Below are 26,158 nucleotides of genomic sequence, written 5' to 3' on the forward strand. Positions count from 1 at the left end.
AGCATGACGAAATGTCAATATGCACCACGTCCAGGAGGGCTTTATGGACCATCCCGCTTTTCCTTCACGCCAGGTTGGCGATTTCCAGGTCACCGCGCTCAGCGACGGCAACATGGCCGCCAGTCTCGATCTGTTAACAGGCATCCCCACCGCCGGGGCCGATGCGCTTCAGCGCACCGCCGGGGTCGCCGCGCCCGGCGAGATTCATATCAATGGTTATCTGATCCGCGGTCAGGGGCGCGTGATGCTGGTGGACGCCGGTACCGGCGGGCTGAACCAGGCGGGCGGGGAGCTGCTCGCTGCCCTGCGAACACTCGGCGTGACGCCGCAGGAGGTGGATACGATATTACTGACCCACGGCCATCCCGATCATCTCGGCGGCCTGCTGGATAGCCAGGGCGCGCCGGTCTACCCGCGCGCCGCGCTCTGGCTGCATCCTCTGGAAGCGGCGTTCTGGCGCGACGACGCGCGGCTTGAGGGCGCAAGCGAACGAGTACAGCGCGCTATTCTGCTCGCCCGCCGCACGCTGGATGGTTATGCGCCGCGTCTGCGTTTTATCTCCGGCGATACCGCCATCACCGACGGTATTCGCCCGGTCTGGCTGCCAGGACACACGCCGGGCCATACCGGGTTTCGCATTGATTCAAAAGGAGAACGCCTGCTTATCTGGGGCGATATCGTGCATTTCCCGCATATCCAGTCCGCGCGACCGGAGGTGTCCATCGTCTTTGACCACGATCCGGCGCAGGCCGCCGCCACCCGCAAGCGCCTTCTGGCGCAGGCCGCCCGCGAGCAATTACTGGTGGCGGGTATGCATCTTGGCCGCCAGGGCTTTGCCTGGGTGCGTGAGTCAGACGACGGCTACCGCATTGGCTATCCCGAAGGCTGAATGATTGACGCGACGCCAGGTTTGTTACTCGCCCGGTTTCGCAGGCGTATAGCGTAAATAGCCCGCTACGCCGCCACCGCCATCATTCGGATGATGGATGCCTTCGGTCACGGTGATTTCAGGAAAGTCAAAGGGGGATATACCTTCGAGGCACGCGACATTCACGCCATACTGGTCCGGGTTGGAGCGCCGCTGATGGAAAGTATATATGCCGCAAACCGAGCAGAAATAGTGTGCCGCCTGGCGGGTATTAAAGCGATACTCCGTCAGTTTTTCCTTACCCTCCAGCACCGTAATACCGGTGAGCGGCGCGGAAACCACTACCGCGCCGCGCATTCGACAATAAGAGCAATTGCAACGCCGGGCGGTATTCAGCCCGTCCGTTAACCCCACGGTAAATTTCACCGCGCCGCAATGGCACTGGCCATTCATTTTATTCATTACCTGTCTCTCCTCGCCGGGATAATTATTTTGAATGTGTCTGCGCTTGCGTCCCACAGCGCCATTTAATGTTAATTATGCGATTTAGCCCGCTGTTTTAACGGTGCAGGCCCGGGCACCGGGAACGGTTATCGTGTATATATTATGTAGCCGATTTTATAACAAATATTGTTACCTGCGCGTGGCCAGCCGCTGTTCGCCGCGCGGCCGCGCGCAGGCCAGTGCCGTCGTCAGGCTTTTACAGGCGCGCTGCGCTTATTTAAGACTACACAACATTGTCCATATTTGCCCCACTGATATGCTGGTCGGGCAAAGGAGGAAGTCTCATGAATAATGTGATTTACAGCATGATTGCCAAAATCTCGAAAATGGATGCGGAAGCGAAAATTCTGACGGCCCAGGTGGAAGCGCAGGCGTTACTGTTAAGCGCCATGCTGATGACTATCGGGAAAAACGGCGGTATGGAAGAGATGGTTGAAGGCGTTAAAAAAGCCATCAATGCGGCGCTGGATGCGGAAGATAATCCGTTAAAATCGGATACCGAAATATTACTCACCCAGTTTAATGAACTGCTTTCTATTGCCTGCGTGCTGGATAAAGAGAAGCCGGAACTGGATGTCGAGGCCTTACGTAAACTCTCATCCTCACTCACCAGCGAGAAACGATTCTGACGCGAGAATAAACCGCTACAGGGGCAAGGCCCCCGTAGCGAGGAATTAATAAAACTGACGGATAGCGCTTTCGGTCTCCTGTTCGCTTACCAGACTGGAAAACCGCGCCACCAGATACGTTTCGCCATCCAGCTTATAGCTCTCAATCGGCAGCTCAAGCGTGGCGCCCTTCTCACCGCTAATGCGCATTACTTCTAACTCATCGGCAACAGCCACATGCTCAACCTGTCCGCCAGGTAGAATTGCCACGACGTTTTTTGGCATACGTTAGCCCTCTGTAGTGATTAGAAAACGACCTTAACACACGCCAGAGCGGCGCGCCTGTTTTTATAACCCGCCGCCAGGCGCGGGTATTGGCGGATCAGCCGCGTCGCAGCCGGCTGAGGCTGACGCCGAGCGCGAGCAGCGACGCGGCGGCAGCGACCCACAGCGCGAGCCTCACACCAGACGCCTGCGCCAGGCTCTCTTCAGACGGCGCGCCGAGCGCCAGGATAACCCCGACCAACGCCGCCCCCACGCACTGACCGAACGTGCGCATAATCGCCAGCACGCCGGAGGCATAGCCGCTGTGCTCGCGCGAGGCATTCGCCAGCATTTCGCGGTTATTCGGGCTTTGAAAAACGCCAAAGCCCAGGCCGCACAGCAATCCGCGCAGGCTGATATCCCCTGCGCTCGCCTGCGCGGGCAACAGCGCCAGCGCCACGAGGCCCGCCACGAACACTGCAAGCCCGGCGGTTGCGATAAGCGCCGGCGCGTGGCGGTCGGCAAGGCGTCCGGCACAGGGGGCGACCAGCATAATGCCCACCGGCCAGGCGGTGAAAAGCAGCGCCGCGTTCAGCGCGCTGTAGCCATACACGCTCTGAAACAGAAACGGCAGCGCCACAAAGGTCATTCCCTGGCTGATAAACGACGCCAGCGAAGTAAGCGCGGCCAGGGTAAAACGGGGGCTGGCAAAGAGCTGCGGCGGCAGAAGCGGCTCCGGTGCGCGTCTGAGACGCCAGACCAGCGCGGCGCCCGACAGCGCCGCCAGCGCGCCGAAGCCAAACATGGCATGCAACGATACGGCGTCCGGCGCCATCACCACCGCCCCCAGCATCAGCGCCGAGAGCAGCGCGCCCGGAACGTCAAACGGCCCGTGAGCCGGGCGACGCGCCTGCGGGAGCGTGCGCAGCGTCAGCCACAGCGCGAGCGCCCCTGGCGCGAGATTAATCGCAAACAGCCACGGCCAGCCGAGCCAGGCCAGCAGCGCGCCGCCGAGTACCGGCGCCACCGCCGTGCTGGTGGCGATAAGCAGCGCGTTCATCCCGAGAATGCGCCCCAGCAGCCGGTTGGGAAAAACGGTACGCAGGATAGCCGGCGCGATGCTGAGCGTCGCCGCACCGCCAATGCCCTGTAAAAACCGCATCGCCACCAGCCATGAGAGCGAATCGGCCAGCGCGCAGCCGAGCGACGCCAGTGTAAAAAGCCCCACGCCTGCGGCAAATAGCGTGCGAAAGCCAAGCCTTCCTGCCAGCGCCGCGAAAATCGCGAGCGTCATGGCGGCGGCCAGCAGATAGCCGTTCGCCACCCAGACGGCATCCGCAGCGCTCACCTGTAATTCACGGGCAATATCCGGCAGCGCGATATTTACCATCGCGCCGTCAAACACGGCCATCGTCGTGCTGGTCATCACCGCGACCATCGCGAGCGCCCGCTCGCGCCCCGGCAGCCCTTCATCGCCGGGTAGGCTGGAAAACAGTGTCATCATAACCTCAGGAAAAAGTGTGCTTGCGTTAACTCTACTTTCAGGCGATACAAGGCGGAAGACGCAACGATTGCACTATAAACCTGCATGAAACGCCTTATCTTATGGCGTTCCCCGGAGCCTGAATAATGAATGAGCCGGATCTGAACCTGTTGTTCGCGCTGGATGTATTACTGGCCGAGAAAAGCGTAGCGGCGGCGGCGCGGCGACTCGGATTAAGCGCCTCGGCGATGAGCCGCACGCTGGGCCGTCTGCGTGAGGCCACTGGCGATCCGCTGCTGGTGCGCGCCGGCCGCCAGATGGTGCTTACGCCATACGCGCACGCTATCCGCGAGCGTACGCAGAGCGCAGTATTTGCCGCCCGCGCCGTGCTACGCCCCGCGCCGCAGGCATTCAATATCGCCACCCATCAGCAGACGTTTACGCTTCGCGCCAACGACGGGTTTGTGGAGGCGTTCGGCCCGCGCCTTATCGCCCGCGCCGCCAGCGCTGCGCCCGGCGTGCGCCTGCGTTTTGCGCCGAAGCCCGTTAAAACCGACCGGCCACTGCGCGAAGGCGATGCGGATCTGGAAATCGGCGTGCCGGGCGAGATGGGCCCGGAAATCAGGCTGCAACGGCTGTTCCAGGACCGTTTTGTGGGCGTGGTGAGAGAGACGCATCCGCTGGCGGCGCGCGCTGGCGTGACGCCGCAGGAGTATGTCGCCTGGCCGCATGTGGTGGCCTCGCGGCGCGGCCTGCTCACCGGGCCGGTGGATGAGGGGCTGGCGGCGCTCGGCCTTACGCGCACGGTCGCCGCCGTGGTGCCGGGCTTTCCGGCGGCGCTGGCGGTCGCGCGCGCAAGCGATCTGGTGGCGCTGGTGCCCGCGTCGTTTCTGATAAACCTGCCGCCCGCACCCGGTATCGCGTGGTTTGAACTGCCGGTGGCGACCCGCCCCATTACGGTATCGCAGATGTGGCACCCGCGCTCAGAGGCCGACCCGGCGCACCGCTGGCTGCGCCAGTTTGTGCTCGGCGAATGCCGCGCGCTGATGCCTGAGGGCTAAGAGCGGCGAAAAAAATCCCCCTTGCGGGGGATTGATGGCGCGGATGGATTTACGGCACGGTTACCCCTTTGCGGATTCCCGCAGCCGGGCTTTCAGCGCGTTGTACTCATCAATCACATACTGCTCGGCGGCCCGCTGATCGCGAATCGGCTCGACGCGCACGGCGCAGTATTTGTACTCCGGCGTTTTGGTGATGGGGCTTAAATTTTCCGCCACCAGCTCGTTACACGCGCCGATCCACCACTGATACGTCATATAAACCGCGCCCCGGTTCGGCCTGTCGCTTACCTGCGCGCGGGTGATGACTTTCCCCTTGCGTGACACCACCCACACCAGCGCCTCGTCGTCAATTCCGAGCCGCTTCGCGTCAGCGGTGTTGATCTGCGCGTAGCCTGGTTCGTCGGCAAGGGCGGCGAGCGCCGCGCAGTTGCCGGTCATCGAGCGGCACGAGTAATGCCCGACTTCACGCACGGTGGAGAGCACCAGCGGATAGTCGTCATTCACCCGATCCAGCGGCGGCGCCCAGTCGCAGGTAAAGAACTGCCCAAGCCCGTTCGGCGTGGAAAACTCGCTTTCAAACAGATAATCGGTGCCCTGATCGGCCTGCGATTCATCACGACACGGCCACTGGATGTAGCCGAGCTCACCCATTTTCTCGTAGGTAGCCCCGTAAAAATCCGGGCACAGCCCGCGCAGCTCATCCCAGATCTGCTGCGTGTTGTCGTAATGCATCGGGTAGCCCATGCGGGTGGCGATGGCGCTGATGATTTGCCAGTCGGTTTTCAGATCCCACTTCGGCTCCACCGCTTTGAAGAAGCGCTGGAAGCCGCGGTCTGCCGCCGTATACACCCCTTCATGTTCGCCCCACGAGGTGGACGGTAAAATCACATCCGCCGCCGCCGCGGTTTTGGTCATGAAGATATCCTGCACGATAACCAGCTCCAGGCTCGCAAACGCCTGACGCACCGCCGACAGCTCGGCATCGGTCTGCAGCGGATCTTCGCCCATAATGTAGGCGGCGCGCACCTCGCCATGCGCCACGCGGTGCGGCAGCTCGCTGATGCGATAGCCGGTATGCGCGGGCAGCGACTCAACGCCCCAGGCGCGGGCGAATTTTTCGCGGTGCGCGGGGTTGTTCACATACTGATAGCCCGGGTAGGTGTCCGGCAGCGCGCCCATATCGCACGCGCCCTGCACGTTGTTCTGCCCGCGTACCGGGTTGACGCCCGCGCTCGGTTTGCCGAGGTTGCCGGTCAGCAACGCCAGGCTCGTGAGCGAACGCACGGTCTCCACTCCCTGGTAAAACTGGGTGACGCCCATGCCCCAGAGGATCGCCGCGCTCTTCGCCTGCGCGTAGAGCCGCGCCGCCTGGCGGATCTCCGCCGCGCTGACGCCAGTTATCGCCTCCACCGACTCCGGCGTATAGCCTTCGACTATCTTGCGGTACTCCTCGAAGCCTTCGGTACGGGCGCTGACAAAAGCGTGGTCCCAGAGATCTTCCTCGATAATGACGTGGCCCATCGCGTTCAGAAGCGCGATGTTAGAGCCGTTTTTCAGCGCCAGATGCATATCCGCAATGCGCGCGGTTTCGATTTTACGCGGATCGCAGACGATGATTTTCGCGCCGTTTTTCTTCGCTTTAATGATCCGATTGGCGACGATCGGATGTGAATCCGCCGGGTTATACCCGAAGACAAAGACTAAATCGGTATTTTCAATACCCGTGATGGAATTGCTCATGGCGCCATTACCGACCGACTGGTGCAGACCTGCAACCGAAGGGCCGTGTCAGACGCGCGCGCAGCAATCGACGTTATTGGTGCCGATAACCGCGCGGGCAAATTTTTGCATCACGTAGTTGGTTTCATTGCCGGTGCCGCGTGACGAGCCTGTCGTCATGATCGCGTCCGGGCCATAGCTCGCTTTTATCGCGCCAAGGCGCTGCGCCACATAATCGAGCGCCTCGTCCCACGAGACCGCCTCCAGCCTGCCGCCCCGTTCGCGACGGATCATCGGCGTTTTCAGGCGCGGCGTGAGGATCTGGGTATCATTAATAAAATCCCAGCCGTAATAGCCTTTCAGGCATAAGTCCCCCTGATTGGTTTTGCCCATTGCCGCTTCCGCCTTAACGACTTTGCCGTTATCGACGACCAGGTTGATTTTGCAACCCGACGCGCAATAGGGGCATACCGTGACGACTTTTTTCATCGGTCTTGCTCCCGGTTGAACTGCGTAAATAGTGGCGCTAATAATGCAGAAACCGTGCCAGGAGCTAACATGCTGACAGAAAAAGGAATGTTTGGCGGGGAAGTGTGATAACGGTGTCGAGGGGAGCGCCTTTCGTCAGAAGTGTCGTGACGAAAGGCGCGGCGCGGCTTAACGCGCGGGCAGCGCGTCGTAGCCTTTGCGGCGATAGTTTAAAAGCGAAAGCCCCCAGCAGGCGATAAACAGGCCAACCACGATAAACCCGGCGTTGCCAAGATTATCGTTTACCCCGGCGACCAGATCCCAGATGCCGCCGGCGAGGCCCAGTTTATCCATCAGCAGCCCCAGCGCTTCCAGCCCGCCTATTACCAGCGCCACCACCACCGACGTGCCGGTAATGGTCATGTTGTAGTAGAGCTTACGCTGCGGCTTACTGAAGGCCCAGCCGTAAGCGCCGACCATCACCATGTTATCGAGCGTGTCGATAAGCGCCATTCCGCTGGTGAAGAGCGCCGGGAACACCAGAATCGACCAGACCGACATGCCGTTTGACGCACCCGCCGCCGAGATCCCCAGCACGCCAATTTCTGTTGCGGTATCAAACCCAAGCCCAAAGAGAAAGCCGACCAGGTACATATGCCAGCTCTTGCCCACCAGCCGGAACGTCGCGCGAAACAGCCAGCTCATCGGGCCGCCAGCGGTGAACGCGTCGGCATTCTCAGTGACCGGCTCGCCGCGTTTGAGCCTGTTGAAGCTCTGCCAGATGCCGCGCAGGATAACCAGATTCACCAGCGCCATCGCCAGCAGGAACACCGCCGACACGGTAGTGCCGATAACACCCCCCACTTCGTGAAACCAGGCCATATCGTCTTTGATCGCCGCCGCCGTGGCGGCAATGGCGACGGACGCCAGCACCACGATGCTGGAATGGCCGAGCGAAAACCACGCGCCGACGCCGAACGGGCGCTTGCCCTGCTGCATCATTTTGCGCGTGACGGTGTCGATAGCGGCGATATGGTCGGCGTCGACCGCGTGTCGCAGCCCGTAGCCCCAGGCGAGCAGGCACGCGGCCATCAGCGCGGGGCTCTTGTGGAAAGCGTAAAACGCCCAGAACCAGGCGGCCAGGTTAGCGAGGCCAAGCGCGGCCACCAGAGCCCGCGCGCGCGGGGGAAGACGAAGCAATTGAGTCAGCATGACAACATTCCTGTAAGTGATGAAAACGTCGCGGCGGCGACTGCCGCCTGGCCGAACGCCACCGCGCCATCGCCTGCGGGCAACGACCGCGGCAGCAGCAGCCGGAAATCGTGAAGGTAAAACGCCAGCCGTTCGCGCAGCAGCCGGTTATGCAGCACCCCGCCGCCGCAGGCGATGGTGCCGATGCCGCGCGCGTGGCCGTGCAGGCGCGCCAGCGCCGCCAGCCCGCAGGCGAGCGCGTCGTGAAAAGCCCAGGCGCGCGCCGCGGGCGGGGCATCACACGCCAGCAGGCTCGCCCAGAAGGCGGCCATATCAAATTCGCCCGCCTTAAGTGACAACGTCACAGAATGAGCGACCGGGCCATGACGGCGCGCCAGCGCTTCAAGACGGCAGGCCGCCTCGCCTTCGTAGCTTTGTCTGTCCGGCGCCACGCCGAGCATGGCGGCGACCGCGTCGAAAAGACGGCCGGTGGAAGACGCCCGCGGCGCATTGATGCCCCGCTCTACTGCGCGCACGAGCGGCTGCCAGGGCTTATCGAGAAGCCCTGCGGCCTCAGGACGCGTCTGCCAGTCGGGCACGAACGCCTGCCACTGCGCCAGCCAGTTACGCCACGGCTGTCGCGCCGCCAGGTCGCCGCCTGGCAGCGCCACGGCTGGCAGCCCGCCGAGCCGCTCGCAGCGACGGTAATCCACCAGCAGGCATTCGCCGCCCCACAACGCCCCCTGCTCGCCCATGCCGATGCCGTCGAGCGCCAGCGCAATCACCGGCCCGCCGTCGCGCGGCCAGCGGTGCTCCGCCAGACACGCGGCGATATGCGCGTGATGATGCAGCACACGAAGCACCGGCAGCCCCATCGCCTCGCCGAGCGCGGTCGTGCGGTAACCAGGATGCGCGTCCACCACGACCTGCTGCGGGTGAAAGTCATAAATCTCGCAAAACAGCGCCAGCGCCTGACGCCATTGCGCTTCGGTTTTCGTGTCGCTGAGAGTGCCCAGATGCTGGCTCAACACCGCTTCGCCGCCCCGCGCCAGGCAAAAGGTGTTTTTCAGGTCGGCCCCCAGACAGAGCGTGGCGGGCACCGGCGCACCGCCCGGCGGCAGCGGGAGGGCATCCGGCACGAAACCCCGCGCCCGGCGCAGCATCTCGCCGCCAGGACGCATCACGGAATCATCCATGCGCTGCAAAATATCGCGGTTATGCAGCAAAAAGCCGTCGGCGATTTCTCCGAGCTGCGCGAGCGCCTGCGCGTTGGTGAGCGCAGGCGGCTCGCCGCTGCGGTTGCCGGAGGTCATCACCAGCGGGCGGTCGACGCCCTGCATCAGCAGGTGTTGCAGCGGGTTCGCGGGCAGCATGACGCCCGTTTCGTTAAGCCCCGGCGCGATAAGATCGCACAGCGGCGGCAGACGGGCATTATCCACCAGCACAATCGGCGCGGCGGGCGTCGCAAGCCGCGCGCGGACGTTATCCGCAAGACGGGTCTCTACCGGCAGCATGACCGCCAGCGGTTTGGCAGGACGCTGTTTGCGCGCGCGCAGGCGCGCCACCGCCTGCGGGTTTTGCGCGTCGCAGGCGAGATGAAACCCGCCAAGGCCTTTAATGGCCACTATCTGCCCGGCCTTTAGCGCGGCAATCGCGGCCTGGAGGGCGGCCTCTTTTTCGGCGTGTTGATCGCCGCTTATCCAGCTAAGCTGCGGGCCGCATTCCGGGCATGCCACGGGCTGCGCGTGAAAACGTCGGTCGGCCGGGTCGCGGTATTGCGCGGCACAGCGCGCGCAGAGCGGAAAGCCCGCCATCGCCGTATTGGGCCGGTCATAGGGCATCGCGTGAATAATGGTGAAGCGCGGGCCGCAGTGGGTGCAGTTGATAAACGGATAGCGCCAGCGACTGTCCGCCGGATTGTTGAGTTCGCGCAGGCATTGCGGACAGGTCGCGGCGTCCGGGGTAATTTGTGTGCGCATCGCCCCGCCGCCGCTTTCCCGAATGGAAAACGTCTGCGGCAGCGCGGGCCAGCGAAACGGCGCGGCGCTGACGCTGTCTATCCGCGCAAGCGGTGGACAGTGCTGCCAGAGCGCGGCGATAAACGCCCCTTCGCCGCGCGTAAGGCGCACTTCCACGCCTGCGCCGTCGTTACAGACGTCGCCCGCGAGCGTTAACTGCTGCGCCAGTTGCCAGACGAAGGGGCGAAATCCTACCCCCTGCACCCGGCCCTGGATGCGTAAAATCGTACCGTTCAGGTTCATGGTCGTATCAGAAAGCGCGAGCCTGCGCCCGCGCCGGTTGAGCTATACCATCGCGGCGTCGCGCAGGCGCGTCTTCATGCGGGTATAGGTGGTCTGGACATAGGTTTCGGCGTCGCGCTGATCGGCAATCGCCTCTACATTCACCGCACAATATTTGGTTTCCGGGGTTTTGGAGACCGGGTCGAGATTGTCCTGGGTGAGTTCGTTACAGGCGCCTATCCACCACTGGTAGGTCATGTAAACCGCGCCGGGATTGATGCGCTCGTTAACATCGGCACGGCTGATGACGCGGCCACGGCGAGAGTTAACCCACACCAGCTGGCCGTCGCGCACGTTAAGCCGCGCAGCGTCCTGCGGGTGCATCTGCACCCGGCCCGGCTCGTCGGCGAGCGTCTGCAACGCCGCGCAGTTGCCGGTCATCGAGCGGCAGGAGTAGTGCCCCACTTCGCGCACGGTGCAGAGCACCAGCGGATAATCGGCGTCCGGCTGTTCCGCCGGCGCGCGCCAGGGCGCGGCAAAGAGCTGGCCTTTGCCGCTCGGCGTGTCGAAACGATTGCCGGCGTAGAGGTACGGGGTGCCCGGGTGATCGAGCGTCGGACACGGCCACTGCACATGGCCCATGTCGCCCATTTTCTGATACGTCACGCCGTAGAACAGCGGGCAGAGCTCGCGCATTTCGTCCCAGATCTGCTGGTTGTTGTCGTAATGCATCGGGTAGCCCATGGCGGTGGCGATAAGGCTGATGATTTCCCAGTCGCGTTTGACGTTATATTTCGGCGCTACCGCCGCTTCAAAACGCTGGAAGCCGCGGTCGGCGCAGGTGAAAACGCCGCCGTGCTCACCCCAGGAAGTGGCGGGCAGCAGCACGTCCGCCACTTCGGCGGTTTTGGTCATAAAGATGTCCTGCACCACCACGAAATCAAGCGCCCCGAAACCCTGACGCACCAGGCCCAGGTCGGCTTCGGTCTGGAGCGGATCCTCCCCCATGATGTAATAGGCTTTGACTTTGCCCTCAAGCGCCAGGTGCGGCACCTCGGTGATGCGCACGCCGATTTTGTCGTCCATCACCGCCGGGTCGATGCCCCAGGCGCGGGCGAATTTTTCGCGCACCGCCGCATCTTCGACATCCTGATAACCGGGGAACTGATTCGGCAGCACGCCCATGTCGCACGCGCCCTGCACGTTATTCTGCCCACGTACCGGGCCGACGCCCACATGCTCGCGCCCCAGATTGCCGGTGAGCAGCGCAAGGCTTGAAAGCCCTTTCACCACGTCCACCGCCTGGCCGAACTGCGTGACGCCCATGCCCCACATAATGGTGGCGGACGGCGCGGCGGCAAATGTGCGCATCGCCTGGCGAATTTGCTGCGCGCTGACGCCGGTCAGGTGCTCGACCGCTTCCGGCGCGTAATTTTTCACGGTCTCGCGGTAGGCCTCCAGCCCCTCGGTATAGCGCGCCACGTACTCTTTGTCATACAGCCCCTCTTCCAGCAGCACATAGCCGAAGGCGTTCACCAGCGCCATGTTGCAACCGTTGTTGAGTTGCAGATGCTGATCGGCGATACGCGCGGTCTCGATTTTACGCGGGTCGCAGACGATAATTTTCGCGCCGTTTTCTTTGGCTTTTAGTACGCGGCGCGCCACGATCGGGTGCGAATCGGCGCAGTTATAACCGAAAACCAGCAGGCATCTGGAGTGTTCGATATCGCCGATGGAGTTGCTCATCGCGCCGTTGCCGAGCGTCTGCTGAAGGCCTGCGACCGACGGCCCGTGGCAGACGCGGGCGCAGCAGTCAACGTTATTGGTGTTGATGACCGCGCGGGCGAATTTCTGCATTACATAGTTGGTTTCGTTGCCCGTGCCGCGCGAGGAGCCGGTGGTCATGATGGCGCGTGGGCCATACTGCTCTTTGATGGCCGACAGACGCTCTGCGGTGTAGCGAATGGCCTCTTCCCAGGAGACGGCCTTCAACGCGCCGCCTTTTTCGTAGCGGATCATCGGCTGGGTGAGGCGCGGCGTCAGAAGCTGGGTATCATTGAGGAAATCCCAGCCGTAGTAGCCTTTCAGGCAGAGCTGGTTCTGGTTGGTGACGCCTTCGGCCGCCTCGGCGCGAATGATTTTGTTGTTATCCACGACGAGCTTGAGTTTGCAGCCCGCACCGCAGTACGGACAGACGCTGGTGATTTTTTTCATCAGTAACAGACCTGTTAAAAGTGAAATCGATGGCTTAAAAAGCCAGGGATGAGAGGCCATCGAGCGCGGCGCGGCGGCGACGCTCGGCGCTGAGCGCTTCCAGACGGTTGCGATCGATGCAGACAATGGCGTTGGTCGGACACGCGTCGATGCAGGCCGGGCCTTCTGCGCGGTGATGGCAGAGATCGCATTTATTGGCTTCGGCTTTTTCGGCCAGCACGTTAAGCCCGGCGCCGCTGTTGCGCACCACGGGGCGCACGACGACTTCCATCGCGCCGTAAGGGCACGCGACCACGCAGGTTTTGCAGCCGATGCAGCGCTCCTGATGGACATGGACGAAATCGTCGTCGCGGCTGATAGCGCCGTTTGGGCAGACGCTCGCGCACGGCGCGTCTTCACACTGGCGGCACATGGTCGCGGTGGAGACATTCACGCCTTTCACAACATGAATGCGGGGCAGAAAGGTTTGCGGCGTGAGCGCGGCGCAGTCCTGGTTTTCCTGATGCGACACCACGCACGCCACCTCGCAGGTGCGGCATCCAATACATTTACTTGAATCAGCAATGATGAAGCGGTTCATCATGGTCTCCGGCTGTAGGTTGAACCCACAGGCCAATACACGATCCGTGCCAGGTTTTATTACATTGATTTTAATAGAGATTATTTAAGGGGCGTGTTTTATTGCGGTGTCATCGACACTTATGACGATGAAAAATGACGGAATTAAGGCAACAAAAAAGCGGGTCTGATAACCCGCTTCGTCGGTCGTACGTTTTAACGCTCTTACGCGCACAGCTCCGTTTCACTGCTGGCTGTGCTGATAATCTGTTGCAGCCCTTGCTTACGGTAGTAATGATAGCGCTCACGAAACCAGGCGGATTGCGCCTCGCTCATATTGCCGGTGATGGCGTCGATATCGATACGGCGTCCTTCTCCGTTCATACGGGCAAAACTGCTCGCCAGAAAATCGAAGTTTTTGAACGAATAAATGTCTTGTCTGTTCATCAGTTTCTCCCTCCACTCCATCAACTGTATACGATGCTGGACAGCGCTTTTTTTATTCAGAGGATTCCTGGCAGCCAGAGGCCGGTTTCGGAGATATCTGGCGGGGGGAAATACGGGCGGGGCGGCGGGTGCATGTTGTTTACCCGCCCTGGATCATCGAAGGCTCGATGCCGTTGTAGGGTGGGTAAGCGCAGCGCACCCACCACCGGGTTGCGGGCCGGGTTGTAGGGTGGGTAAGCGCAGCGCACCCACCACCGGATTAACGGGGACTATGCAACGGCGGTGACATCGTTCCGTTCGCCATCACGTCGCGTTTATATGTGCGCCTTTCTCACGCGAACGTGCAAAGGGGGCTCACCGCCGCCCCCTTTGCAATCCCGGCTCCCGGCGGAAAATCGCCCCTGCGGGGAAGCCGCGCCTTATTCCCTCCGGCCACGGGTCGGGCAAGACAATACGTCCCTGTATTGTCATGCCCTCGCACCGCTTACTCGGCCCATCCCTGAGCCTCGCCCCTTCGGGGCCAACGCTTCGCGTTGTTCAAAAATGCTCCCGGCATTTTTGTCCCTCCGGTGCGCCCCGGCCTGCGGCGAAACAGCCCGGCCGATTTTTTTAAGCCGGAGCAAAACCATCTGACTTACCGTCCGCACATCTTTAGAACGCGCACCCGCCATCTACACTAGACGCCCTCTTCCACCGCCAGCGCCGCGAACCCGCCGTTGCCTTCCCAGTCGGCCAGACGGCCATAAACGGTATCGACCGCACTTTTCACCGCGTCGGTCATCGGGTAATAAAACCCCACGATATCAGGCTGGATGCCGAGGAAAATCACCTCGCCCACGTCGTCGCGCAGCTGATCCACCAGATAACTGAGCGGCATATTGTGGGTCGTCATCATAAACATCTCAGAAATATCGTCCGGGTCGATAATGCGAATTTCGCCAGGGCTGAGCCCCATCTCGGTCGCATCCACCAGCAACAGCCGCTGCGGGCGCCGTTCGCGGATAGCGCCGATGTCGTTCTCCGGCGCGCTGCCGCCATCCACCAGCACCCACCCACCCTGCGGCGCGGCGCGAAATTTCTCGGCGAGCAGCGGCCCCGCGCCGTCATCGCCCATCATGCTGTTGCCGACACACAATAAAACATCAGTCACGATCCCTCCTCACCATTACATACACTGCCGGTTCCTGCTGAATAGCCTGCAACAGCCCGAGCAGCTCGCGGCTCCAGCCCTGCTGCTGTTCATTCTGGCGCGCCATCGCCTCGTCAAAGGCGCGCGCCAGCAGCGTGACGTGATTCTGGTCGATAACGATTTCGCCATAACGCGGCACGCCCTGCATTTTTCGCTGCGCCTCGCCGGGCGCGAGTGTCGCTATCCATGCCTGGTAAGCCTCAAACGGGCAGACCAGCGACGCCTTCAGGCAGTCAATCACGCCCAGATGGTGGCCAATCGCCAGGCTGTAGTAGATAACCTGCTGCGCCTGCGGCGGCGTCGCATCGTTTTCATCGACGAACTTGCGCGAGAGCCGGCTGAACACCACGGTTTCGCTCATCCGACACGCTCCTGCGCCACGATGGCCTCAAGCTGCGCGACGATTTCGCTCAGGCGTGGATCGTTCTCCTGTGACAGCCATCCGGCGACGCTCTGCTCGCCCGCCGTCAGGTGACGCAAATAGTCGTCGGCTATCTGGCGGCCATAGCGATACCCCGCCAGACGGCGAGCCGCGCGGTCAACGCGCACGCGTAGCGGCTGGACCATCTCCGGGTGGAGGATCTCCGCCGCCTGGTTGTCTTTCTCATCCGGCAGGCGGGCATGGATTTTCTGCTCCAGCAGCCCGAGCGCCATCGCAAAGCCGTAGAGCGTCGCGGCTGGCGTCGGCGGGCAGCCGGGAATGTAAACATCCACCGGCACGATTTTATCGGTGCCGCCCCAGACGCAGTAGAGATCGTGAAAGATGCCGCCGCTGTTGCCGCAGGCGCCGTAAGAGATACAGATCTTCGGGTCAGGGGCCGATTCCCAGGCACGCAGCGCGGGCGAGCGCATGGCGCGCGTCACTGCGCCGGTAAACAGCAGAATGTCGGCATGGCGCGGCGACGGCACGACTTTAATGCCGAAGCGTTCCGCATCGAACAGCGGCGAGAGCGTGGCGAAAATTTCTATTTCGCAGCCGTTGCACCCGCCGCAGTCAACGCGATAGACGTACGCCGACCGTTTGATATTTTTCAAAAGCGACGTTTTCATGCGCGCGATGGATTCGTCTACCGTCACCGGAACGGGAATATTGTCGCTGTCGCGTGGGCCGAGCAGGTTCATCACACCGCCTCCTTCATTTCGCGGGTCAGATCGATAAGCGCAGAGGGCGCCAGTCCCTGCTGGCGTTTGCAGTCCGGGCAGGTTTCAAAACTGGCGCGGTGGCGCTCGGCGCGCGCATCGCCGTTGTGCGCGAGCAACGCTATCGCATAGTCCACCTCTTTTTGCACCGCGAACGGCTGCTGACAGGCGCGACAGCGGCATAGCGCGAAGCTCGCCTGCTGGAGAAAATCCTCTTTGCGCCAGACGGCAAGTTCATATTCCGGCGTAAGGCGGATCGCTGCCGTCGGGCAGACCTCTTCGCAGCGGCCGCAAAAAATGCAGCGCCCGAGGTTGAATTGCCAGTCGAGACGGTCGTGTTCGAGGTCGGTCGCGACCGTCAAGGCGTTTGACGGACAGGCGTTAATGCATGCCGCACAGCCGATGCACTGCTGCGGATCATGCTGCGGCTTACCGCGGAAATTTTTGTCGACCGGCATCGGCTCCAGCGGATAGCGATGGGTTGCGACGCCGGTTTTTAAGGCTTTTTTGATAAAGGTAAACATGTTGACTCCTGTCGCGTGCGCGACGCTTTTACGCGGCGGGCGCGCTGGCGCTTACCCGCCCTGCATCAATATGCGAGACATCCCTCGCAGGGCGGTCAGCGCAGCGCACCCAGTGGCGAACGGCACTATTTCAGCGGCGAGTTTTTACGTTCAATGCTGTAACGCTCAAGCTCTTTGTACGGCACCACCTGGCTCTTCTTCTTGCGCACATCCACCACCGTCATGCGGTCAGTGCAGGAGTAGCACGGGTCGAGGCTGCCGATAATCAGCGGCGCGTCGGAGACCGTGTTGCCGCGCAGCATATAACGCAGCGTCGGCCAGTTGGCGTAGGTCGCGGCGCGGCAGCGCCAGCGGTAAAGCTTCTGGTTGTCGCCGGTCATGCTCCAGTGAATATCATCGCCGCGCGGCGCCTCGGAAAATCCGAGCGCAAAACGGTTCGGGATATAGGTAAACCCTTCTACCAGCAGCGGGCCGCCGGGCAGGTTATCGAGCCCGAAATCGATCATATTGAGCGCGGTGAACACCTCGTTGATCCGCACTTTAAGGCGCGAAATCACGTCACAGCCCTGCTCGATGTGCACCTCCATCGGCAACAGGCCGTAGCCGACAAACGGGTGATCGGCGCGGGTATCGCGGGCATGTCCGCTGGCGCGCACCATCGGCCCGACGTTGCTGAAATCGCGGGCGATCTGCGGGTCGAGACGGCCGACGCCCGCAGTGCGCTGCTCAATATTCGGCGTGCTGAGTAAAATGCTCACCAGATCCTGCACCTCGCGGCGCATCTGCTGGGCCAGCTGACGGGTCTGGATCATGTCGTCTTTCAGCAGGTCGCGGCGTATGCCGCCAATCAGGTTCATCCCGTAGGTTTTACGCGCGCCGGTGAGGATCTCCGCCATCTTCATGGAGGTTTCACGCACCCGGAAAAACTGCATAAACCCGGAGTCGAACCCAACGAAGTGGCACGCCAGGCCGAGGTTGAGCAGATGGCTGTGCAGGCGCTCCACCTCCAGCAGAATGGCGCGGATCATCTGCGCGCGTTCCGGCACCTGAATGCCCATCGCGTTCTCCACCGACGTGGTGTACGCCGTGCTGTGGGCAAAGCCGCAGATGCCGCAGACGCGGTCGGAGAGAAACGTCACTTCGTTGTAGCCCATACGGGTTTCGGCGAGTTTCTCCATGCCGCGATGCACGTAAAAGAGCCGGTAGTCGGCATCGATAATATTTTCGCCATCGACAAAGAGCCGGAAGTGGCCCGGCTCGTCGGAGGTGACATGGAGCGGGCCTATCGGCACCACATTGTTTTTGGCGTCGCCCAGCTCATTGATAAACTCGTAGGTCTCTTTATCACTGGTCGGCGCCGGGCGCTGACGGTAATCCATGCTGTCTTTACGCAGGGGATAGAGCGAGTCCGGCCAGTCGTCCGGCAGCACCAGGCGGCGCTCGTCCGGCAGGCCGACCGGGATAAGCCCGTACATATCACGCACTTCGCGCTCGCCCCAGACGGCGGCAGGCACGCGCGGCGTCACGGACGGAAACTCCGGTTTACTGGCATCCACCTCCACCCGCACGGTTATCCAGCACTTCACGCCCTGCTCCATCGAGAGCACGTAGTAGACTGCGTAACTGCCGCAGAGCTTACGTTCGTCATTGCCGAACAGCACCGACAGCCAGCCGCCCTGCTGGTAGTAAAGAAACGCCACCACCTCCGGCAGATAATTGATTTTCACCGTGACCGTCAGCTGGTCGCGGGTTTGCCAGGCTTCATCAAGCACCACGCCGGGAAACGCCTCGTGCAGCGCGCGCAGATAGTGTTGCCCTGTTTTTTCTTCAGACATCGTTCAGTTCTCTTATCACGCCGCCAGCAAGGAGACGAAAGCTAAAAAGGCCAGACCAAAACCGGTCCAGGTGACGCGCGAGACGGCGTTAAAACGCAGGCGCGCCATGCTGTTTTCAAACAGCGCCATTACCAGCACGCCCACCAGCAGTTTTATTACCGCAAGCGCCAGCGCCAGCAGGCCGCCGCTCACGGTCACGCTCGTCATCTGCCCCCAGGGCAGGAACACGCCGACAAACATCTGCAACACCACCAGTTGCTTCAGGCTGATGCCCCATTTCAGGAGCGCAAAGCCCGCGCCGCTGTACTCGGAGAGCGGCCCTTCCTGTAACTCCTGCTCGGCTTCGGCGAGGTCGAACGGCAGCTTGCCCATCTCGATAAACGTGGCGAAGGCGCAGGCGGCGAGCGCCAGCAGCAGCGGCAGGCTGTGCGCGACAGGCCAGTGGTAAACCGTCGCGGCGATATGGCTGATATGCGTCGAGCCCGCCACCGTCGCGGCGACCCACAGGCCGAGCAGCAGAATCGGCTCCACCAGCACGCCAAGCATCGCCTCGCGGCTCGCGCCAATCGCCGTAAACGGGCTACCGGTATCGAGCCCGGCGATGGCGAAAAAGAAACGCGCGATGGCGAAGAGATAGACCAGCGTTATCAAATCGCCAGCCTCCGGCAGCGGCGAGCTGACCGTCACCACAGGCAGCGCGGCGGCGATGGTCAGCATGACCGCCAGCATGGCGAACGGCGTGAAGCGAAACACCCAGCCGGCGGCCGCAGGGGCCACGCTCTGGCGGCCCAGCAGCTTGAACAGGTCGCGATACTCCTGAAGCACGCCCGGCCCGCGCCGGTTATGCATCCGCGCGCGCGCCACGCGGGTGACGCCCGACAGCAGCGGCGCGCAGGCGAACAGCGCCAGCGCCTGAATGAGAGCGAAAAGAATATTTTGCATGTCAGACTCCCCGTGAAATCACGACCACCAGCAGCACGGCCAGCTCGACCAGCGCCAGACGGCGACAGAGCGCGGGCAGGCAGGCGCTCTGCCAGCCGGGCACCCAGCGCGCCGGGTTAAGGGTGTTGCGAAGCGCTATCAGCGGCGCGAACGCGGCCTTGACGGGCCGGGCGAAACCGTGGGCGGTGATGACCATCGCCTGTTCATGGTCATAGCCGCAGACCCACGCGGCACCGCGCGCGCGCGACGCCAGCCGTTCACCTTTAAAGAGCGTCATCAGCAGGAACGGCAGCAGCAGCGAGCCTACCAGCAGTAGCGTCATCACCGGTTGCGAGACGGTCGTGCCCGGAGTCACGAGCGCCAGCGGAACGGCGCGGCCCACCAGCGGCAGCAGCCACGGCGCGGCGATGCCGCCTGCAAGGCAGCAGAGCGCAAGCCCCGCCACGCACCCGCGCATCAGCCAGGGCGCGTCGACGGCGTTTTCCGCGGCAGGCGTACGCGCCGCGCCGAGGAACGTCACGCCATAGACTTTCGCCATACACATCACCGCCAGCGCGCCGGTAATGGCAAGCCCTACCGCCAGCAGCGGGCCGAGCAGACGCGCGACAAACAGCGGCTGCGCGCCGAGGTGAAAGAAAGCCTGGTAAATCACCCACTCGCCGGCAAAGCCGTTCAGCGGCGGCAGCGCGGCCATCGCCATCAGGCCCACCAGCATCGAGAGCGACACCAGCGGCATGGTTTTACCGATACCGCCAAGCTTTTCGATATCGCGAAGCCCTGTGCGATGAAACACCGCGCCCGCGCCGAGAAACAGCGTGGTTTTGAAAAGGCTGTGGTTGAAAAGATGATAAAGCCCGCCGACCAGCCCCAGCGCCACGAGCGCAGGCTCGCCAAGCGAAATCCCCGCAAGCCCCGCGCCGAGCCCCAGCAGGATAATCCCGATATTCTCAAGCGTGTGGTACGCCAGCAGGCGGTTGATGTTGTGCTCCATCAGCGCGTAGAGCCCGCCGATAAAGGCGGTGAGCATGCCAAGCAGCAGTACCAGCACGGCGCACCAGAGCGGCAGCGCGGCGTTCATCAGCGAGAAAATCACAATGCCGTAAAGCCCCACTTTCAGCACCACGGCGGAAAAGAGCGCGGCGGCGGGCGCGGTGGCCTGCGCATGCGCCTGTACCACGCCGCCATGCAGCGGCACGATGCCCGCGAGCAGACCGAACCCGACAAGACCCAGCAGCCAGACGCCCGCGCCGAACGGCTGTCCGGCCGTAAGCGAGCTTAACGCCAGGATATCGAGGGTGCCGTATTGCCGCCACAGCAGCCAGCACGCCAATGTGAGCAGCAGCGTGCCGAGCCGTCCGAGGGCGAACCAGAGCTTGCCGCTCGCGCTGTCGGGGGTCAGGAATACGGCGGCGAGCGCCATGATCTCCACGATAACCACCAGCGCGCCGAGGCTCTGTACGGTAACGGCCAGCATCGCCGCGCCCAGCAGCAAATTCATCAGCGCGCCGCTGGCGCGCGTCTCGCCGTCGCGTGGCGTCACCAGCGTGAAGAGGCAGATAAAGAACCCGGGCAGGCCGAGGGTGGCAAGCCAGATAGCGTTGAACGCAGTCAGGCGCACATCAAGATTGCCGACCTGCGTGGCAAGCGGCCCGAGGCTGCTGTGAACGAGCAGCAGGCCGCCCGCCGCAGCCGCACACAGGCACCCCAGCGCGCCGCCAAGCCCGGCAAGCCGTGCGCTGAGCGGCTTGTGCCAGGCCGTCAGCAGCGCGAGGAGCAGCCCGGCGCCAAAAGCCGCCAGCGCCCCCTGATAAAAGGAAATCGCGTTCATTGTTCTCCTCCGCGCGGCGACATCAGCAGCGAGAGGTCGCCGGGTTCGGCGTTAATGGTCAGTTCGCGTTTGCGGCGGCTGGCGCGGGCGATGTCATGGTTATCGACAAGCTTCAGCGCGCGGGTTGGACAGGTGCGCACGCAGGCCGGGCCTTCGTCGTCAAACTGGCAGAGATCGCATTTCACCGCCACGGCGCGCACGCCGGGCGTCCAGTCAAGAAACGCGCCGACGCGCGCAGGGGCCGGTGGCGCAGGCGGCGCCTTCGGGCTGTTGACGTTGGCCGGAATATGCAGCGGTCGGCTGCCGGAAAATTCAATGGCGCCAAACGGACAGGCGATGCCGCAGAGTTTGCAACTGACGCACAGGCTCTCGTTAAGCTGGATAGCCCCCGCCTCGCGGGTGATGGCGCTCACCGGGCAGACCTGCGAGCAGGGCGCGTCTTCACAGTGATGGCAGAGCTGCGGCGCGGAGTCTTGCTGATTACGCATAACCGTCAAACGCGGCCTGGATTGCAGACCATGCAGGCGGTGCGTCTCGGAACAGGCGGCCTCGCAGGTGTGGCAGCCGATACAGAGCGTGGAGTCGGCAATGATAAAACGGTTCACCAGCGGTTCCTCCGGTGATAGTCATTTTTGACGAAAAGTGACGATGGCGGGCAATTTCGACAGTCCCGACATGTCGTCCTGTTAATGTGACGGCGCATCGCGGGCCGTCAGGATCTCGCTGATGCGCAGCGGCGCGTCATGCTGTACCGCGTCGTAAAGCGCGTCATAGAGCGCCCCGATGTTATCGAGGTAGTGCGCCAGCACCTGCTCGCGGTCGCGGATATCGACCGTGCCGTCCAGCAGGCCCTGCGCGTCAAGTTGCGCCGTGGCGAGCAGCGTCTCTTCGCGCCCGTCGCGGCGGGCTATCACATAATGAATAGTGCGAGAGTGAAAGCCTTCGGCCTGCTCCACGCGGACAGCGAAATGTTCGAACAAAAAAAAGCACAGCCCGTTCTGCGGTTCGCAGCCGAGAGAATGGTGCAGTTTCTGGCGTGACAGCGTGATCGCCTGGACCAGCGTGTTGCAGTAGGTATGCCAGTGCGCCTGTAAACAGCGGTGACGGTCGGCGATAACTTCCGCCTTCTGGCTTAATTCGGAGAGGATCATGGTTACTCGCTCATTTAACAGAGATAGCGCTGTTTAGCAGGAACCATGCCACTTTTTATCTGATTGTATTTTAAGGTTTTATTAAAAATCGTCATGCCGCCTGTTCTGTCACGACATGTCATTTCGACAGGCTCGACACCCGCCGCGACAGCCCGCCGCCCGCCTTTATCTGTACTGGCACCGTTATTGCATTGTTGAGCGCATCTTATCGGAGGCGTTATGCATGAACTCACACTCTGCCAGCGGGCAGTTGAAATTATCGAACAGCAGGCGCAGCAGCTTAACGCGCGCAAGGTGACCGGCGTGTGGCTGGAAATCGGCGCGTTCTCCTGCGTCGAGCGCGGCGCGCTGGAATTTTGTTTTGAACTGGCGTGTCGCGACACGCGCGCCGAAGGCTGCCAGCTTCATCTCAGCCAGCAGGAGGCGCACTGCTGGTGCCCCCACTGCCAGCGCGACGTTCGGCTACTGACCTCGCTGGTTCGCCGCTGCCCGCATTGTCACCGCGCGGATCTGCGTATCGACGCCGATGACAGCGTGCAAATCAAGCGTCTGGAAATAGAACAGGAGTAGAAAATGTGTACGACCTGCGGTTGCCAGCACGGCAACCTTTATATAGAAGGCGACGAGCGCGACCCGCACTCGCCATTTCGCAAAGCCCCCTTCGCCGCCGCCCGACGCATTGCGGCCCCCATCACCACGGTTGACCTTACCGCGTTTACGCCCGCCGTCGCGCCGCAGGGCTGCCTGGATTATGGTCACGGCGAAGCGGGCACCCACGCGCCCGGCTTGAGCCAGCGCAAAATGGTCGAGATAGAAATCAATGTGCTGGATAAGAACAACCAGATAGCGCAGCGCAATCGCCAGCGCCTCGCCGCGCGCGGGCAGCTGGCGCTGAATCTCGTCTCAAGCCCCGGCTCGGGCAAGACCACGCTGCTGACCGAAACGCTCAGACGCCTGCGGGGCGCCACCGCCTGCGCGGTGATTGAAGGCGACCAGCAGACGGTGAACGACGCCGAGCGCATTCGCGCCACCGGCACGCCAGCTATCCAGGTCAATACTGGCAAAGGGTGTCATCTCGACGCGCAGATGGTGCAGGACGCGATGGCGCGCCTGCCGCTTGAGCAGGGCGGCGTGCTGTTTATCGAAAATGTCGGCAACCTTGTCTGCCCGGCCGGATTCGATCTCGGCGAGCGCCACAAAGTGGCGGTGCTCTCAGTGACGGAGGGCGAAGACAAGCCGCTTAAATACCCGCATATGTTCGCCGCCGCCTCGCTGATGCTGCTCAATAAAGTGGATCTCCTGCCGTACCTGAATTTCGACGTCGAAAAATGCATGGCGTACGCGCGCGAGGTCAATCCGGATATCACTATCTTGCTGGTCTCCGCCACTCGCGGCGACGGCATGAGCGCCTGGCTTTCCTGGCTGGAGGAACAGCGATGTGCATAGGCATTCCGGGGCAGGTCTGCGAACTGCTTACGGGCAATCTCGCCCGCGTCGAGGTGTGCGGCGTCACGCGCGAAGTGGATCTGACGCTGGTGGGCACGCATGACGACGCGGGCGCGCCGCGTCTTGGTCAGTGGGTGCTGGTGCATGTCGGCTTCGCCATGAGCCTGATTAACGAGCGCGACGCGCGCGAGACGTTAGAGGCGCTGCAAAACATGTTTGAGGTGGAGCCGGATGTCGGCGCGCTGCTGTATGGCGAGGAGAACCGCTGATGCGCTTTGTTGATGAATACCGCAACCCCGACCAGGTGCTGCGCTTAGTTGACCGGCTGCGCGAGCGCGCGGCCCTGCTCTCCACTACCGCGCAGCATCCGCTGCACATCATGGAGGTGTGCGGCGGCCATACGCACGCCATTTTTAAATTCGGCCTCGACCGCCTGCTGCCGGAGAACATCGAATTCATACACGGGCCGGGCTGTCCGGTCTGCGTGCTGCCGATGGGACGCATCGATAACGCCACCGAAATTGCCCGCCGCCCCGGCGTTATCTTCTGCACCTTCGGCGACGCGATGCGCGTACCCGGTAAAAACGGCTCGCTGTTACAGGCTAACGCGCAGGGCGCGGATGTGCGTATCGTCTACTCGCCGATGGATGCGCTACGCATCGCCGAACAGCATCCGCAGCGTGAGGTCGTGTTCTTTGGTTTAGGCTTTGAAACCACCATGCCCGCCACCGCGCTGACGTTGATGCAGGCGAAAGCGCGCGGCGTCGGGAACTTTTACTTTTTCTGCCAGCACATCACGCTGATCCCGACCCTGCAAAGCCTGCTGGAGCAGCCCGATAACCAGACCGACGCCTTTCTGGCGCCGGGGCATGTCAGCATGGTGATCGGCACCGGGCCGTACGATTTTATCGCCGGACGTTTCGCCCGCCCGCTGGTGGTCGCCGGTTTCGAGCCGCTGGATCTGCTGCAGGGCGTACTGATGCTGGTGGAGCAGCGCATCGCCGGGAAAAGCCTTGTGGAGAACCAGTACCGCCGCGTGGTGCCGGATGCGGGCAACCCGGCGGCGCAACAGGCGATCGACGCGGTGTTTTGCGTCGAAGGCGACAGCGAATGGCGCGGCCTCGGTGTTATCCCCCACTCCGGTGTGCGGCTACGCGCGCCATACCGCGCTTTTGACGCCGAGGCGCATTTCACGCCTGCGCCGCAGCAGGTCAATGATTCGCCGCTCGCCCGCTGCGGCGATGTGTTAACCGGGCGCTGCAAACCTGCCGGGTGCCCGCTGTTCGGCACGCGCTGCAACCCGCAAAACGCCTTCGGCGCGCTGATGGTCTCTTCGGAGGGCGCCTGCGCGGCGTGGTATCAATATCGTTCAGAGGAATGCGAAGCATGAACACGATTACCCTCGCCCACGGCAGCGGCGGGCAGGCGATGCAGCTGCTGATCAACCGCTTGTTTATGCAGGCGTTCGACAACCCGTGGCTCGCCGAGCAGGAAGATCAGGCGCGTCTGCCGGTCACCGAGCTGGCCGCGAGCGGCGATCGGATCGCCTTCTCCACGGACAGTTACGTGATTGACCCGCTGTTTTTCCCCGGTGGCGATATCGGCAAGCTCGCCATCTGCGGCACCGCCAATGACGTGGCGGTCAGCGGCGCGCTGCCGCGCTGGCTCTCCTGCGGGTTTATCATAGAAGAAGGTCTGCCGATGGCGACGCTTGAGCAGGTGGCGCAGAGCATGGCGGCCACCGCGCGCGCGGCGGGCATCCAGATTGTCACCGGCGACACCAAAGTGGTGCCGCGCGGCGCGGCAGATAAAATTTTCATTAACACCGCCGGGCTGGGCGCTATCCCTGCCGGCCTGCACTGGGGCGCGCGGCAGCTTGCGCCCGGCGATGTGCTGCTGGTCTCCGGCACGCTTGGCGACCACGGCGCGACTATCCTCAACCTGCGTGAAAACCTGGGACTTGAGGGCGAGCTCGCGAGCGACTGCGCCCTGCTTTCGCCGCTCATTCAGCGCCTGCGCGACGTGCCGGGCGTGAAGGCGCTGCGCGACGCCACCCGCGGCGGCGTCAATGCCGTAGCGCATGAGTTTGCGGCAAGCGCGGGCTGCGGAATAGAACTCCAGGAGCGCGCGCTGCCGCTGAAGCCCGCAGTGCGCGGCGTCTGCGAACTGCTCGGCCTTGATGCGCTGAACTTCGCCAATGAGGGCAAACTGGTCATCGGCGTGGCGCGAGAGTCCGTGGCGACGGCGCTTTCGGCGCTGCACGCGCACCCGCTGGGGCGCGAGGCGGCGGTTATTGGCGAGGTGGTGGCGCAGAAAGGGGTGCGCGTCGCCGGGCTGTATGGCGTGAAGCGCACGCTTGATCTGCCGCACAGCGAACCTTTACCCCGGATTTGCTAAACCCTGTTCCTGCGCAAGAACCTGATAAACAGGCTGCGGATACAATATTGATTTACGTTTTCGCCCGTTGCGAAATCATTC

Annotated in this window: 26 protein-coding genes; 8 read left to right on the plus strand and 18 right to left on the minus strand. The window is 62.6% G+C overall.

Going from position 1 to position 26,158, the window contains the following annotated elements; translation table 11 throughout:
- Positions 1-43: 43 nt before the first annotated feature.
- Positions 44-889 (plus strand): MBL fold metallo-hydrolase, encoded by an 846-nt coding sequence (locus AFK63_RS09695; protein WP_038863224.1) that lies wholly within the window; start codon positions 44-46, stop codon positions 887-889.
- 24 nt (positions 890-913) lie between these two features.
- Here the strand turns inward: AFK63_RS09695 and AFK63_RS09700 are convergent, their stop codons facing one another.
- A complete protein-coding gene (locus AFK63_RS09700) occupies positions 914-1,330 on the minus strand; it encodes a GFA family protein (protein ID WP_038863225.1) in 417 nt (138 codons plus the stop codon).
- A gap of 326 nt (positions 1,331-1,656) precedes the next feature.
- Between AFK63_RS09700 and iraP the strand changes: the two genes are divergently transcribed.
- Positions 1,657-2,001, plus strand: a complete 345-nt coding sequence (iraP, locus tag AFK63_RS09705; protein ID WP_038863226.1) for an anti-adapter protein IraP — start codon at positions 1,657-1,659, stop codon at positions 1,999-2,001.
- A 45-nt stretch (positions 2,002-2,046) separates the two neighbouring features.
- Here iraP and AFK63_RS09710 read toward each other — a convergent pair whose 3' ends face one another.
- Positions 2,047-2,265: a hypothetical protein gene (locus AFK63_RS09710; RefSeq protein WP_038863227.1), complete on the minus strand. Its 219-nt coding sequence runs from the start codon at positions 2,263-2,265 to the stop codon at positions 2,047-2,049.
- Between the two features lie 97 nt (positions 2,266-2,362).
- On the minus strand, positions 2,363-3,745 hold the full coding sequence (locus AFK63_RS09715; protein WP_053531568.1) for an MFS transporter: 1,383 nt from the start codon (positions 3,743-3,745) through the stop codon (positions 2,363-2,365).
- A 128-nt stretch (positions 3,746-3,873) separates the two neighbouring features.
- Here AFK63_RS09715 and AFK63_RS09720 point away from each other — a divergent pair, with 128 nt between their 5' ends.
- The gene (locus AFK63_RS09720) at positions 3,874-4,788 is read left to right on the plus strand and encodes a LysR family transcriptional regulator (protein ID WP_038863228.1); all 915 of its coding nucleotides are present in this window, start codon (positions 3,874-3,876) and stop codon (positions 4,786-4,788) included.
- Between the two features lie 60 nt (positions 4,789-4,848).
- Here the strand turns inward: AFK63_RS09720 and fdhF (AFK63_RS09725) are convergent, their stop codons facing one another.
- The 15 genes from fdhF (AFK63_RS09725) to hycA all read right to left on the minus strand — a co-directional run bounded on the left by fdhF (AFK63_RS09725) (position 4,849) and on the right by hycA (position 22,234).
- Positions 4,849-6,996 (minus strand): formate dehydrogenase subunit alpha, encoded by a 2,148-nt coding sequence (gene fdhF, locus AFK63_RS09725; protein ID WP_081642073.1) that lies wholly within the window; start codon positions 6,994-6,996, stop codon positions 4,849-4,851.
- Positions 6,997-7,164: 168 nt separating this feature from the next.
- Complete coding sequence (locus AFK63_RS09735) at positions 7,165-8,187, minus strand: HoxN/HupN/NixA family nickel/cobalt transporter (protein WP_038863231.1); 1,023 nt, start codon at positions 8,185-8,187, stop codon at positions 7,165-7,167.
- Positions 8,181-10,421: a carbamoyltransferase HypF gene (hypF, locus tag AFK63_RS09740; RefSeq protein WP_038863254.1), complete on the minus strand. Its 2,241-nt coding sequence runs from the start codon at positions 10,419-10,421 to the stop codon at positions 8,181-8,183. Before hypF ends, AFK63_RS09735 begins: the two co-directional genes overlap by 7 nt.
- Before the next feature lie 48 nt (positions 10,422-10,469).
- Positions 10,470-12,620, minus strand: a complete 2,151-nt coding sequence (fdhF, locus tag AFK63_RS09745) for a formate dehydrogenase subunit alpha (RefSeq protein WP_038863234.1) — start codon at positions 12,618-12,620, stop codon at positions 10,470-10,472.
- Between the two features lie 34 nt (positions 12,621-12,654).
- A complete protein-coding gene (hydN, locus tag AFK63_RS09750) occupies positions 12,655-13,200 on the minus strand; it encodes an electron transport protein HydN (RefSeq protein ID WP_038863236.1) in 546 nt (181 codons plus the stop codon).
- Positions 13,201-13,403: 203 nt separating this feature from the next.
- On the minus strand, positions 13,404-13,625 hold the full coding sequence (gene glgS / locus AFK63_RS09755) for a cell surface composition regulator GlgS (RefSeq protein ID WP_038863237.1): 222 nt from the start codon (positions 13,623-13,625) through the stop codon (positions 13,404-13,406).
- A 676-nt stretch (positions 13,626-14,301) separates the two neighbouring features.
- Entirely contained in the window at positions 14,302-14,775 is a 474-nt protein-coding gene (gene hycI / locus AFK63_RS09760; protein WP_038863261.1) for a hydrogenase maturation peptidase HycI, read from the minus strand.
- Positions 14,768-15,175, minus strand: a complete 408-nt coding sequence (locus AFK63_RS09765) for a formate hydrogenlyase maturation HycH family protein (RefSeq protein ID WP_038863262.1) — start codon at positions 15,173-15,175, stop codon at positions 14,768-14,770. Before AFK63_RS09765 ends, hycI begins: the two co-directional genes overlap by 8 nt.
- On the minus strand, positions 15,172-15,939 hold the full coding sequence (locus AFK63_RS09770; protein ID WP_053531569.1) for an NADH-quinone oxidoreductase subunit B family protein: 768 nt from the start codon (positions 15,937-15,939) through the stop codon (positions 15,172-15,174). The genes AFK63_RS09765 and AFK63_RS09770 overlap by 4 nt, the downstream gene beginning before the upstream one ends.
- Positions 15,936-16,478, minus strand: a complete 543-nt coding sequence (locus AFK63_RS09775; RefSeq protein ID WP_038863270.1) for a formate hydrogenlyase complex iron-sulfur subunit — start codon at positions 16,476-16,478, stop codon at positions 15,936-15,938. Before AFK63_RS09775 ends, AFK63_RS09770 begins: the two co-directional genes overlap by 4 nt.
- A gap of 125 nt (positions 16,479-16,603) precedes the next feature.
- The gene (hycE, locus tag AFK63_RS09780) at positions 16,604-18,313 is read right to left on the minus strand and encodes a formate hydrogenlyase subunit HycE (RefSeq protein WP_038863271.1); all 1,710 of its coding nucleotides are present in this window, start codon (positions 18,311-18,313) and stop codon (positions 16,604-16,606) included.
- Positions 18,314-18,328: 15 nt separating this feature from the next.
- A complete protein-coding gene (locus tag AFK63_RS09785; protein WP_038863272.1) occupies positions 18,329-19,255 on the minus strand; it encodes a respiratory chain complex I subunit 1 family protein in 927 nt (308 codons plus the stop codon).
- Between the two features lies 1 nt (position 19,256).
- Entirely contained in the window at positions 19,257-21,083 is a 1,827-nt protein-coding gene (gene hycC, locus AFK63_RS09790; RefSeq protein ID WP_038863273.1) for a formate hydrogenlyase subunit 3, read from the minus strand.
- Entirely contained in the window at positions 21,080-21,688 is a 609-nt protein-coding gene (locus tag AFK63_RS09795) for a 4Fe-4S dicluster domain-containing protein (protein ID WP_038863274.1), read from the minus strand. The genes hycC and AFK63_RS09795 overlap by 4 nt, the downstream gene beginning before the upstream one ends.
- A gap of 81 nt (positions 21,689-21,769) precedes the next feature.
- On the minus strand, positions 21,770-22,234 hold the full coding sequence (gene hycA / locus AFK63_RS09800; RefSeq protein ID WP_038863279.1) for a formate hydrogenlyase regulator HycA: 465 nt from the start codon (positions 22,232-22,234) through the stop codon (positions 21,770-21,772).
- Between the two features lie 219 nt (positions 22,235-22,453).
- Between hycA and hypA the strand changes: the two genes are divergently transcribed.
- The 5 genes from hypA to hypE are packed head-to-tail and all read left to right on the plus strand — an operon-like array spanning position 22,454 to position 26,077.
- On the plus strand, positions 22,454-22,804 hold the full coding sequence (gene hypA, locus AFK63_RS09805) for a hydrogenase maturation nickel metallochaperone HypA (protein ID WP_038863281.1): 351 nt from the start codon (positions 22,454-22,456) through the stop codon (positions 22,802-22,804).
- A gap of 3 nt (positions 22,805-22,807) precedes the next feature.
- On the plus strand, positions 22,808-23,680 hold the full coding sequence (hypB, locus tag AFK63_RS09810) for a hydrogenase nickel incorporation protein HypB (RefSeq protein ID WP_038863282.1): 873 nt from the start codon (positions 22,808-22,810) through the stop codon (positions 23,678-23,680).
- Positions 23,671-23,949 (plus strand): HypC/HybG/HupF family hydrogenase formation chaperone, encoded by a 279-nt coding sequence (locus AFK63_RS09815; RefSeq protein ID WP_038863283.1) that lies wholly within the window; start codon positions 23,671-23,673, stop codon positions 23,947-23,949. The genes hypB and AFK63_RS09815 overlap by 10 nt, the downstream gene beginning before the upstream one ends.
- Positions 23,949-25,070 carry a hydrogenase formation protein HypD gene (gene hypD, locus AFK63_RS09820; RefSeq protein ID WP_038863284.1) on the plus strand — a complete coding sequence of 374 codons (1,122 nt, stop codon included), beginning with the start codon at positions 23,949-23,951 and terminating at the stop codon, positions 25,068-25,070. Before AFK63_RS09815 ends, hypD begins: the two co-directional genes overlap by 1 nt.
- Positions 25,067-26,077, plus strand: coding sequence for a hydrogenase expression/formation protein HypE (gene hypE, locus AFK63_RS09825; RefSeq protein ID WP_038863285.1), 1,011 nt, complete (start codon positions 25,067-25,069; stop codon positions 26,075-26,077). The genes hypD and hypE overlap by 4 nt, the downstream gene beginning before the upstream one ends.
- The last annotated feature ends 81 nt before the right edge of the window (positions 26,078-26,158 follow it).

The organism is Cronobacter muytjensii ATCC 51329, from assembly GCF_001277195.1.
GTDB classification, from domain to species: domain Bacteria; phylum Pseudomonadota; class Gammaproteobacteria; order Enterobacterales; family Enterobacteriaceae; genus Cronobacter; species Cronobacter muytjensii.

Excerpts from the sequence above, each read along its gene's own strand:
- AFK63_RS09695 (WP_038863224.1), top strand. The coding sequence starts at position 44 with ATGGACCATCCCGCTTTTCCTTCACGCCAGGTTGGCGATTTCCAGGTC.
- AFK63_RS09700 (WP_038863225.1), bottom strand. The coding sequence starts at position 1,330 with ATGAATAAAATGAATGGCCAGTGCCATTGCGGCGCGGTGAAATTTACC.
- iraP (WP_038863226.1), top strand. The coding sequence starts at position 1,657 with ATGAATAATGTGATTTACAGCATGATTGCCAAAATCTCGAAAATGGAT.
- AFK63_RS09710 (WP_038863227.1), bottom strand. The coding sequence starts at position 2,265 with ATGCCAAAAAACGTCGTGGCAATTCTACCTGGCGGACAGGTTGAGCAT.
- AFK63_RS09715 (WP_053531568.1), bottom strand. The coding sequence starts at position 3,745 with ATGACACTGTTTTCCAGCCTACCCGGCGATGAAGGGCTGCCGGGGCGC.
- AFK63_RS09720 (WP_038863228.1), top strand. The coding sequence starts at position 3,874 with ATGAATGAGCCGGATCTGAACCTGTTGTTCGCGCTGGATGTATTACTG.
- AFK63_RS09735 (WP_038863231.1), bottom strand. The coding sequence starts at position 8,187 with ATGCTGACTCAATTGCTTCGTCTTCCCCCGCGCGCGCGGGCTCTGGTG.
- fdhF (WP_038863234.1), bottom strand. The coding sequence starts at position 12,620 with ATGAAAAAAATCACCAGCGTCTGTCCGTACTGCGGTGCGGGCTGCAAA.
- hydN (WP_038863236.1), bottom strand. The coding sequence starts at position 13,200 with ATGAACCGCTTCATCATTGCTGATTCAAGTAAATGTATTGGATGCCGC.
- glgS (WP_038863237.1), bottom strand. The coding sequence starts at position 13,625 with ATGAACAGACAAGACATTTATTCGTTCAAAAACTTCGATTTTCTGGCG.
- AFK63_RS09765 (WP_038863262.1), bottom strand. The coding sequence starts at position 15,175 with ATGAGCGAAACCGTGGTGTTCAGCCGGCTCTCGCGCAAGTTCGTCGAT.
- AFK63_RS09775 (WP_038863270.1), bottom strand. The coding sequence starts at position 16,478 with ATGTTTACCTTTATCAAAAAAGCCTTAAAAACCGGCGTCGCAACCCAT.
- hycE (WP_038863271.1), bottom strand. The coding sequence starts at position 18,313 with ATGTCTGAAGAAAAAACAGGGCAACACTATCTGCGCGCGCTGCACGAG.
- AFK63_RS09785 (WP_038863272.1), bottom strand. The coding sequence starts at position 19,255 with ATGCAAAATATTCTTTTCGCTCTCATTCAGGCGCTGGCGCTGTTCGCC.
- hycC (WP_038863273.1), bottom strand. The coding sequence starts at position 21,083 with ATGAACGCGATTTCCTTTTATCAGGGGGCGCTGGCGGCTTTTGGCGCC.
- hycA (WP_038863279.1), bottom strand. The coding sequence starts at position 22,234 with ATGATCCTCTCCGAATTAAGCCAGAAGGCGGAAGTTATCGCCGACCGT.
- hypA (WP_038863281.1), top strand. The coding sequence starts at position 22,454 with ATGCATGAACTCACACTCTGCCAGCGGGCAGTTGAAATTATCGAACAG.
- hypB (WP_038863282.1), top strand. The coding sequence starts at position 22,808 with ATGTGTACGACCTGCGGTTGCCAGCACGGCAACCTTTATATAGAAGGC.
- AFK63_RS09815 (WP_038863283.1), top strand. The coding sequence starts at position 23,671 with ATGTGCATAGGCATTCCGGGGCAGGTCTGCGAACTGCTTACGGGCAAT.
- hypD (WP_038863284.1), top strand. The coding sequence starts at position 23,949 with ATGCGCTTTGTTGATGAATACCGCAACCCCGACCAGGTGCTGCGCTTA.
- hypE (WP_038863285.1), top strand. The coding sequence starts at position 25,067 with ATGAACACGATTACCCTCGCCCACGGCAGCGGCGGGCAGGCGATGCAG.